This is a genomic window from Dialister sp. UBA1703, from assembly GCA_002320515.1.
In the GTDB taxonomy this organism is placed as follows: Bacteria; Bacillota; Negativicutes; order Veillonellales; family Dialisteraceae; genus Dialister.
In genome coordinates, this window is record DCJJ01000011.1 from 1 (window position 1) to 9,660 (window position 9,660).

General features: G+C 52.2%; 8 protein-coding genes. 1 reads left to right on the top strand and 7 read right to left on the bottom strand.

What is annotated here, in order from left to right; translation table 11 throughout:
* Positions 1–241 precede the first annotated feature (241 nt).
* From B2Y11_RS00685 to B2Y11_RS00715, 7 genes are all read right to left on the bottom strand, one after another.
* On the bottom strand, positions 242–988 hold the full coding sequence (locus tag B2Y11_RS00685; RefSeq protein ID WP_291054811.1) for a gamma-glutamyl-gamma-aminobutyrate hydrolase family protein: 747 nt from the start codon (positions 986–988) through the stop codon (positions 242–244).
* A gap of 299 nt (positions 989–1,287) precedes the next feature.
* Entirely contained in the window at positions 1,288–2,499 is a 1,212-nt protein-coding gene (locus tag B2Y11_RS00690) for an MFS transporter (protein WP_291054814.1), read from the bottom strand.
* A gap of 99 nt (positions 2,500–2,598) precedes the next feature.
* On the bottom strand, positions 2,599–3,678 hold the full coding sequence (locus B2Y11_RS00695; protein ID WP_291054816.1) for a glycosyltransferase family 9 protein: 1,080 nt from the start codon (positions 3,676–3,678) through the stop codon (positions 2,599–2,601).
* Between the two features lie 3 nt (positions 3,679–3,681).
* Complete coding sequence (gene rfaE2, locus B2Y11_RS00700; RefSeq protein WP_291054818.1) at positions 3,682–5,136, bottom strand: D-glycero-beta-D-manno-heptose 1-phosphate adenylyltransferase; 1,455 nt, start codon at positions 5,134–5,136, stop codon at positions 3,682–3,684.
* A 45-nt stretch (positions 5,137–5,181) separates the two neighbouring features.
* Entirely contained in the window at positions 5,182–6,063 is an 882-nt protein-coding gene (gene sdaAA / locus B2Y11_RS00705; RefSeq protein ID WP_291054821.1) for an L-serine ammonia-lyase, iron-sulfur-dependent, subunit alpha, read from the bottom strand.
* Between the two features lie 10 nt (positions 6,064–6,073).
* On the bottom strand, positions 6,074–6,736 hold the full coding sequence (sdaAB, locus tag B2Y11_RS00710) for an L-serine ammonia-lyase, iron-sulfur-dependent subunit beta (protein WP_291054824.1): 663 nt from the start codon (positions 6,734–6,736) through the stop codon (positions 6,074–6,076).
* A gap of 102 nt (positions 6,737–6,838) precedes the next feature.
* The gene (locus B2Y11_RS00715; protein ID WP_291054827.1) at positions 6,839–8,173 is read right to left on the bottom strand and encodes an LPO_1073/Vpar_1526 family protein; all 1,335 of its coding nucleotides are present in this window, start codon (positions 8,171–8,173) and stop codon (positions 6,839–6,841) included.
* Positions 8,174–8,321: 148 nt separating this feature from the next.
* On the opposite strand from B2Y11_RS00715, the gene B2Y11_RS00720 reads away from it, so the two are divergent.
* Positions 8,322–9,092, top strand: coding sequence for an adenosylcobinamide amidohydrolase (locus tag B2Y11_RS00720; protein ID WP_291054830.1), 771 nt, complete (start codon positions 8,322–8,324; stop codon positions 9,090–9,092).
* Positions 9,093–9,660: the final 568 nt, after the last annotated feature.

The following is a 9,660-nucleotide window of genomic DNA, read 5'->3' on the forward strand; positions in this document are numbered from 1 at the left end:
TTATAAGAATTTTTATGCACTGCTTCGTCATGGGACTCCTTAAATAGCTCGCTATTCGCGTCGTCCCATTCCTTGCATTGCATAAAAATTCAAGAATAAAAGCGGACAGTGATTTAATCAGCGCTTCCCTAGTACACTAGTACACTAGTACACTAGATCCCACTAGCACACCAGCCCACGAAAAAAGAGCGCCCCTTTTTCAAAGGGCGCCCCATTCATTGACCATTTATATTTCCCCCTCCTACCCCAGGCGGAAGGTATCGGTGGTGGTATAGTCCGGCGGCAGGAAAGGAGACACGCTAATGGACATACCCCGGCCGGCGGCTTCGGTGAAGGCTTCAAAGATAGCCATGTCCAAGCCGTCATAGGTGTAGGAGTATTCCGGATGCCACTGCACGGCCCACAGGAATTTCTTTTCCGGTGCATAGGCTGCTTCCACCAGGCCGTCTTCCGATACGGCCATGGGCTTTAAGGATTTGGCCAGGGTCTTCAGTGCCTGATGATGGAGGGAATTGACACCCAGGAAGGAAACGCCCAGCCTTTCATAGAGGGGACTTCCTTTGAGGATACTGTTGAAATGGGCCACCCAGTCGTAGGAGAAGTCCATCACATGGTTCGGTGCATGGAGTGTGGGGCATTCGGAGGCAATGTCCTGGTACAAAGTGCCTCCCAGGAGAGCATTCATAAGCTCCAGGCCCCGGCAGATGCCAAGGGCAGGTACATCATGGTCCCAGCAGTAGCGGAATACCATAGTTTCCAGTTCATCCCTCATGGTGCATACCGGTCCGCAGAGGGGCCGTTTTTCTTCTCCGTAAAGGGCAGGCGATATATCCTGTCCGCCGGTAAAGAGGAAGCCATCAAATCCTTTGGCAATTTCTTCAAATTCCTCTTTCTCCAGATGGAGCGGAAGAATGACGGGAATCCCACCTGCTTCTTCAATGGAATCCATATATCCGGGGGAGCATCCATATGCTTTCCTTTTCCTCATCCCACAGCGGCATAACCCCGATTTTCGGCTTTCGCATCATCAACACCTCCTGTAATGACAGGACAGCCGTCCTGTCTGGTATATGAATTAAAATCATTGACTATGCAAAAAGATGCCGCCTTCCGGCAGCATCTTTGCTGAAAACAAAAGGCGCTGATCAATGACCAGCGCCTTTGCTTTTCTGAAATTCTATGTATGTAGTATAGCGGAAACTATATTAAAAGGCAAGGGCCCTGCATAAGAAGAATTTTATAACCATTTCAAGAAAAAGTGTATACTCTTTTCCCTCGGTCAACCTCTCATGAAAGGGACTGCGGTTCACTCTCCGGCCAGGCGAAAATGACAAGGAGGCCGATTGCCAGGGCTCCCACCAGAAGGAGGCCAAGGGAGGTGCCTACCTGCTCGATAATGAAGCTGACAAGCAGAGAGCCGAAGGGCGCGCTTCCCAGGAAGACAAAGGTATAGAGGCCCATAATACGTCCAAGGAATTCTTTAGGGGACGCCATCTGGATCACCGTATTGCAGTTCACAATGAAAGCGATAATGAAAAAGCCAAGAAGGGCGAAAAGAAGGAGGGCAGGAATAAAGTAATGAACATGGCTCACTGCCATGAGGAGAACGCCGCAGAGAACGGCCGCACGGAATATCATGGTGTTGGACAGATGTCTTGTCGACGCTCCGGCCAGAAGGCCGCTCACCATGGATCCGGCGCCGGCAGCAAAAAGGATGGAGCCGAAGCCGTCGATACCTTCATGGAGCACCCGGTCAGCAAAGAGGGGGCCGTAGGTGCCCAGATTTAAAATGAGGCCGCTTACGATAGCCGCAGCGATGAGGTTCTTATAAATGACGGGATTGTTCTTCGCCTGCTTCAGCCCCTCCCGTATTTCAAGGAGCGGATGGCGTTTTTCCGTTTTCTCTATGACGGAATTCACATCCATGCGGCTGTAGGCAATGATAATAGGCACAAGGGACAGGGCATTCAAGAAAAAGATGGTGCTGTAAGATAGATATTTCAAAAGGAATGCCGCCAGAAGAGGGCCCACCATGCGGGTAATATTGAAATTGGCGGAGTTCAGGCTGATGGCGCTGTGAAGGGCCTTCTTCCCCACCAGCTCCGGCATGAAGGCCATGCGTGCAGGCATATCAAAACTGTCGATAGTACCCACAAAGAAGGCAAAGAAAAGAATCCACAGGTAAGTTTCATGGCCTGTCCAAAGGAGAAGTCCCAGAAGAGAAGCCTGGAGGAGATAAAAGAGCTGGGTTCCCATGAGGATTTTCCGCTTATTGTGTTTATCTATCCAAAGCCCTGTGAAAAGAGTGAAAAGAAGGCTGGGTGCAAACTGGCAGGCAGAAAGCAGCCCCAGAAGAAGAGCGGAATCGGTCATGGTGTACACCAGCCACTGCTGGGCCGTAAGCTGCAGCCAGAAACCGATAAGCGCAATCCACTGGGTTGTCCAGAATATACGGTAATTTTTAACCTGCAGCGCAGGAAATACGGAAAGAAGATGCATACAGTCTCCTGATTAACAACGTATAGAAAAATACGTATGTATGAATTATATCACAGAAAAAATGCCTTCTCTATGCTGAGAAAGCATTTTTATGATGCTCTATTCCCTTTTTATGGATTCCGATTCAGCAAGTGCCCATTCCCCCGCTTCAATCACATCTTCCAGGGAAATTTTGGAAATCGGTGTATATTGACCGGAGGCTATGGTTTTATTCACATGTTCCGGTCCCATGGGCATATCCCAGGAGGAAAGGGCCTTGGAGCAGGAGCCCAGTGGATGGTGGAATTTGGCATTGCTGGGGCCGAACATGGCAATGGTGGGAACGCCCCGGCTGTCGAAAACATACATGGGTCCGCTGTCATTGGTAAAAGCCAGGGAACAGCAGCCGGCAGCGGCCATGAATTCACCCATGGAGAGCTTCCCCGCTGCCATGACATACCGTTTGGATTTCATGACGCTCACTGCCTTTTCGATAAGCGGCAGCTCCGACGGGACGCCGAAGAATACGGGTATCATGCCTTTTTCTGCAAAATGATCCGCCGTTTTTCCATATTTCTCCGCCGGCCAGTTCTTTTCAGCCGTAGAGCTTCCGACCGAAAGGCCTACCAGCCTGTCTTTTGGACTGATTCCATGGGCACGGTAAAAGTCATCCGCCTTCTTTTCCCATTCCGGTGAGGTGAATGTACGCATGCCGCTGTGGTGCAGGTCTTTGACCCCCAGTCTTTCCAGAACTTTCAGGTATTTGTCCACCGCATGTGAATTGTAGGTTTCAATGGTCATGGGCCAGTCCATGAAGAAGGAGTCGATTCTCGTTCCCTCTTCGCCGCCCCAGTGTTTTGGATGCATGGCCAGGGCCAGAAGGGTGCTTCTGGTGGTACCGTGAAGGGTAAGGAGAATATCGGGATTGAGGGCCCCGATTTTCTTTCCCAGTTTCCAGGTGGCTCCCATGCCCTTTTCCCTGCCATGACGGTCAAAGGGAATGATTTCATCAATATTGGGATTATATTTCACCGCTTCCTGGAAACGGGCATCCATGACCAGCAGGATTTTCGACCCTTCCGCTTCCCGCCGGAGCACCTCCAGGAAGGGGGAAATGGAAACCATGTCCCCAAAATACAGCATGTAAATGAGGACGATGGTTTTATTTTTGAGGTCCACATGGTAATATCTGTCTTTCATAGCTTATTCCCTGCGAATTTTATGAATGAGGCCGGTGGTGGAGTAGCCGTCTACAAAGGAAAGGATTTTCACTTCTCCCGCATACTGCCTTCCTGCCACCTCTTCTACCCTGTAATCGCCGCCTTTGACAAGAATATCCGGCTTTAAGCGGGACAAAAGCTTTTCCGGCGTATCTTCCCCGAAAATCACCACTTCGTCCACGCAGCGGAGGGCGGCCAGCATGAAGCTTCTGTCTTCTTCCTTATTCACAGGGCGGCCTAGCCCTTTCAGTTTCTTCACAGATTCATCGCTGTTGAGACCTACAATGAGGTGATTTCCCAAAGACGCCGCCTGCTGCAGATAGGTCACATGACCCCGGTGAAGGATGTCAAAGCATCCGTTGGTGAAAACCACCTTTTCTCCCCGTTCTTTCCAGCGGCCGACCTTTTCTTCCGCCTCTTCCCAGGTCAGGGGCCGATAGGAAAGACGCACATTCTCTCCCCTGCTCCAGGCGGAAAGCAGCTCTTCCCTTTTTACCTGGTAAGTGCCTACTTTGGAAACCGCAATGCCTGCAGCCTTGTTGGAAAGCTCCAGAATGGTGTCCATAGGAAGTCCGTCAGCAGTTGCGGCAGCGGTAACCGCCATCACCGTGTCTCCGGCACCGGACACGTCAAACACATCCTGGGCAGCGGAAGCACGGTGAATCGAACCTTTTTCACTGATACAGGTTATCCCCTTCTCGGAACGGGTGACAAAAAGATGGGTCAGATGGTACTTTTCCCGTACTTCCTTTCCTGCCTGTTCCACCGCTTCATCATCATTGGGAATTTCCCGTCCCACGCAGTCGGACAGCTCCTTCAGGTTGGGGGTAATGCCGTAGGCACCGTCATACTTGGTCCAGTCGGCGCCCTTGGGATCCACCAGCACCGGCACACCATATCTTTTTGCCAGAGAAATGACCGCTCCGGAAAGTTCTCCTGTAATCATGCCCTTGCCGTAATCTGAAAGGACAATGCACCGGAGTCCCTCGCTGAGGAGATGTTCCAGCCATGACAGGATGAAATGGCAGTCATGGGAAGAGGGATTCTTTTTCTCCTCATAGTCAAGACGCATCATCTGCTGCCGGGCGCCAAGGATTCTTATTTTAGCAGTGGTATGGTAATTTTCGGCTAAAATCATACCGGACATGTCGATGCCCGCCTGTTCCATAAGAGAGGAAAGGACTGCCCCGTCAGCATCGTTGCCCTTCATGCCGCAGGCAAAAACCGGGCATCCCAGGGCCGCCAGGTTGGCAGCCGTATTGGCAGCGCCACCGGGCACTTCCCGCTGGGATTCCACCAGGTTCACCGGCACCGGCGCTTCCGGTGAAATCCGGTTTACCCTGCCTGTAATATAGCGGTCAGTCATCATATCACCGATAACCGCCACCTTCATCTGTGTGATTTCTTTTTCTAAAAAACGTACTCCATCCTGATGCATAGATTCTCCTGCCTCGAAAAGCACTTATGCAGTGCTCCCGGGTCTTTATTTCACCATAGCCGATTTCTTCATGATTTCATCGTGAATCTTCCTGCCTGTTTTCGTCACCGCCAGGCCGGCCCGGCTTGTTTCCTTCAATTCTACGGGAAGCCGCCGTCCCACATCCCCCATGGCCTCGATAACCTCGTCGGGAGGGATGACGCTTTCAATGCCGTTCATGGCCATTTCAACCGCCAGAAGGGCATGGACCGCATGGAAAGCATTCCGCTTCACGCAGGGAACTTCCACAAGGCCCCCTACGGGGTCGCACACAAGGCCCAGAATATTCTTCAGGGCCAGGGCAAAGGCATTGCCCATCTGCTTCGTGGATCCTTTGAGAAGGTCTACAGACGCCGCTGCCGCCATGCCGCAGGCTGCTCCGCATTCCGCCTGGCAGCCTCCCACGGCGCCGGCAATGGACGCTTTTTCCGCAATCACCCGTCCGATGGCACCGGCCGTAAAAAGGGCGCAGGTTATGTCATACATGGAAGCATTGGTTTCCTCCGCCACAGCAGAGAGGACTGCCGGTAGGATGCCGCAGGAGCCGGCCGTAGGGCAGGCTACGATGCGGTACATTTTCGCGTTGGCCTCGGCAGTGGCAATGGCATAGGAGGCTGCCCTCTGACATACGGGAGAGAGGAAGCGCATGTGACCTGTAAAAAGACGGTTGGCGTCGCCGCCCACCAGGCCGCTGGCCGATTTCTGGGTGTCCGACAGCCCTTTCTGGATGGATTCCCGGAAAATGGGAATGGTGTATTTCATGCGGGACCAGATTTCCTCATAGCTCTTCCCGCTTTCCTCCGCCTCCACGCGGCAGGCGATAATGCCGGGAGAGCATTTTTCCACGTCTGCCACGGCAAACAGTTCTTTCATAGAATGATATTCCATAAATCCCTCCTTAAATAATATCCAGCGCCATAACGTAGGTAATGTTTTCGTTGGAATTCTTCACCTTTTCCGCCACATCCGGCGGCACCGGCTGGTCCGTATGGATAATCATCACCGCTTCGCTGCCCTTGCCTTTGCGGAAAAGACGCATGGTGGAAATATTAATCTGCTCTTTAGCCAGTTCCTCGCATACCTTGGCTACTACACCGGGCTTGTCATTATGACGGGTAAGAAGCGTATATTCTTCCCCCGTGATTTCCACGTCATAGCCGTCAATGCCGGTGACCATAATACGTCCGCCGCCCAGGGAGCGGCCCACCACGGACACACGGGCACCGTGGATGCCGTTGGCATCGATTTTAGCCACATTGGGATGGCCCATATCCTCTTCTGAAAGATAGAAGGAAATATCGATTCCCCTTTGTTTTGCAATATTTAAAGCGTCCCGGATAGTGCCGCTGTCAGGGGCATAGCCCATGAGCCCTGCCGCCAGGGCCCGGTCTGTGCCATGGCCCTTTCCGGTTTTTGCAAAAGAGCCGTAAAGGGTAATCCTGGCTTCCTTTACCGGTTCCCCAAGGATGGCCCTGGCAGTCTGCCCGATACGGGCAGCGCCGGCGGTATGGGAGCTGGAAGGGCCCACCATCACCGGGCCAATAATATCAAAAATACCCATGGTATCCCACCTTTCAAAAAAAGAAAATCCGCCGCAGGGCGGCAGATTCTGAATATTTTCCGGGAAGCACTGCCAGCCGGCTGTCCTATTCGTCCAAAAGGCTTACATCCAGTGGCTGAGGTCGAAATCTTCCCCTATGGTTTCACGGATGCAGATCTTGGCAATATACATGCCCATGAGGGTAAGGGAGGACCGGCGAATCATGCTGTTATCCCAGATATCCTGCAGCTTCTGCAGATTGGGCGAAACCTTACCCAGAATATATCCCATTTCCTTTCTGTCATAGGTAACGGGACGGGATTCCACTAGAGCAAGAACGCTCCTTCTGGTCACCTCATCATCCATGCCCATGTCGTCAAACAGTCCGGACAGGGTAGATTCATCCACCGCCGCCGGCTTTACATAGGAATTGTAGAGACTCTCCACAATAGTGCCTTCCGGCCAGGAAGGATAGGCAGAAGACAGTTCACTCTTCATGCAGCCCCGGAAGGCAAAAATGAAGGGATAGGAATCATGAAGCACCTGGCCAAAGGGAATATCCTTATTGGACAGGGACACGCAGTGCAGATATTCCAGCTGCTGGTAACCGGTGTACTCATCAGGCAGTTTGTAGAGGAAGGGGGTAATGTACTTGTCTGTATATTTCTTCAAATGGTCCGCGTCTACATTGTCCGTATTTCTGGAATAATGGAAAATCAGAAGCAGCGCCAGCGCATGGAACTCGCTTTCCTCCATGCGGGGCATGGCCTTCAGCGCATCATAGGCAAGAATGGTCTTCGTATCGGACCGGCTGCCTCTGGCCACATCGGAAAAGGCATCGGTAACCATTTCCAGCACCGTAGGCGTAGGCATCATCACATAGGTGCGCTGGGCATTCTGCATAGCTTCCTGCACCATAATGTGGGTGAGCGTATCCACCGCCTCCCGGTTCTTCATATGAAGGCCTTCAATCAAATGCTGGGTCACCCTTCTGGTATCCTGCTCCACGGTAGATGAAACGGCACCGTAGCGGTTCAGGAAATGACGGACGAAATATTCTTCCAGAGAATTCAGGTCCGGCTGGGCCGTGAACACATGGGGCTCCGGTTCCGGCGGGAAAGGACTCTTAACTTGGGAAGAAGAAAAAGCATCCTTCTCTTTCGATTCGCCGAAATCCTTTCTGGCGAACACCTTCGTCTTTTCCTCCTCTTCATCAAAACGGACCGGCGCCTCGCGGCGGGGCTTTACAGGAATAATGCGGGTAGCATCATCCATTGTATCATTCCTATGGTCAAAGGAGGGCTTCTCTTTCTTTTCCGTCTGCTCAGCCTCCCTGACAGATGTTTCCCCTTTTTCCGTCTTCCCCTTTCTTTTGGGGAATCCGCAAATAACAAAATAAGAGACCACAAAGAAAAGCGCTGCCACCGCAGCCAGTACTATATAAGGAATAATAACCATGAAATCTCCTCGTTCTATTCAAATTACATAAATTCAGTTACATGGTATCATATTTTCCCCCTTACTTCAATGACAGGAGCACCATGGGTCGTTTTATTTATCTGAACCATAGTATAATATTCTTAATACAAACTATTGGAGGTATCCTATGAAAGAAATCCAGCTTGCCATGCCGGGCTCCCGTCTTTCCATGACCCCGGAAACACTTATGATTGCCTTCGACCGCCCCCGCAGGTCCCTGTCCACTGCCATTTACGGCGGTGGATTCAGAAATATACGATACGCCCTGAACCAGAAGCTCACCGGCTTCTATCCCTCGGAAAAAGATTTCCCGGGAGGATCCGTATCCTCCTACCTCAAACTCTGCGCCCTGGAGAGAGGAGCCGTTCCTGAAGAAAGCGCCGTCCTTCTCACCGCCGCCAAAGTGGACCTGTTCTCCCATAAAATCGTAGAAGCAGGCCCTGTGCTGGTGGAAGCCATTACCACCGGCGGCGTGGAAAAAACCGCCTGCCGTGCCTCCTCCCCTGCTCTCTACAGGGAAGAAAAAGGGCAGTTTGCTCCCCAGGGAACCATTAACATGATGGTTCTTTTTCACGGCAGTCTCCCCGACGGCATTATGGCCAGGGCCCTCATCACCCTGACAGAAGGAAAAACTGCCGCCCTCCAGGACCTGGGCATTGCGGATGTAAATAACGGCCTTCCTGCCACCGGAACAGGCACCGACGGCATTACCTTCATCACCGACCCAAAAGGGCTTCATTTCACCGACGCCGGCCCCTTCTCAGAGCTGGGAGCCGCCCTCTCAAAAGCAGCCTACGAAACGGTAACCGAATGTCTGGTGAAATACGACCACCCCTGGAATGCATCACCCCTTTTGAAGACACCGGAGGCAGTGGATCTGGGGAAATTGAAGAGATAGGGTTCAGAGGGTTCAGCGGGTTCAGAGGGATCAGAAGGTGCAAAGGGTAAGGTTGACGGGGCCTTTGGCCCCGAAGGTTGTATAGAAGGGTTGTGTTCGCTGACGCTCAGGGGGCGACAGCGACTGTGCCGCTGAGGGTTGTGGTATCGCCCTGTCAGGCAATAATTATAAAGTTAGCGTTACGGGACTTTCATTTGTGTCATTATCGCCCCGTCATTTCGAGCGGAGGTACTAGCCGGTATGAATCCCATAGATTCATGGAGCCAGCGAAAGGGAGCCGAGAAATCTCCCCGGTAGTATGCTGCCTTGCGTCAGAAAGGAGTGCTTGGCGTAGAGGCGACAGCAATTAGCTTTTAGCAATTAGCTGAGTACGGCTTGATACGTTGAGTATCATATACATGAACCGACACTACGGTGATTTGGCCACTGGCGTGGCCACCCCCTATCCGGCTGCGCCGGACTCCCCCCTATTCAGGGGGGAGAATAGAGCCTCTCTACACTTTCCCTCAGAGTCATGTGGCACAATGCTGAGCACCCATAGGGGCACTGTGCACATCCTGCATAGGAT

Excerpts from the sequence above, each read along its gene's own strand:
- B2Y11_RS00685 (WP_291054811.1), bottom strand. The coding sequence starts at position 988 with ATGAGGAAAAGGAAAGCATATGGATGCTCCCCCGGATATATGGATTCC.
- B2Y11_RS00690 (WP_291054814.1), bottom strand. The coding sequence starts at position 2,499 with ATGCATCTTCTTTCCGTATTTCCTGCGCTGCAGGTTAAAAATTACCGT.
- B2Y11_RS00695 (WP_291054816.1), bottom strand. The coding sequence starts at position 3,678 with ATGAAAGACAGATATTACCATGTGGACCTCAAAAATAAAACCATCGTC.
- rfaE2 (WP_291054818.1), bottom strand. The coding sequence starts at position 5,136 with ATGCATCAGGATGGAGTACGTTTTTTAGAAAAAGAAATCACACAGATG.
- sdaAA (WP_291054821.1), bottom strand. The coding sequence starts at position 6,063 with ATGGAATATCATTCTATGAAAGAACTGTTTGCCGTGGCAGACGTGGAA.
- sdaAB (WP_291054824.1), bottom strand. The coding sequence starts at position 6,736 with ATGGGTATTTTTGATATTATTGGCCCGGTGATGGTGGGCCCTTCCAGC.
- B2Y11_RS00715 (WP_291054827.1), bottom strand. The coding sequence starts at position 8,173 with ATGGTTATTATTCCTTATATAGTACTGGCTGCGGTGGCAGCGCTTTTC.
- B2Y11_RS00720 (WP_291054830.1), top strand. The coding sequence starts at position 8,322 with ATGAAAGAAATCCAGCTTGCCATGCCGGGCTCCCGTCTTTCCATGACC.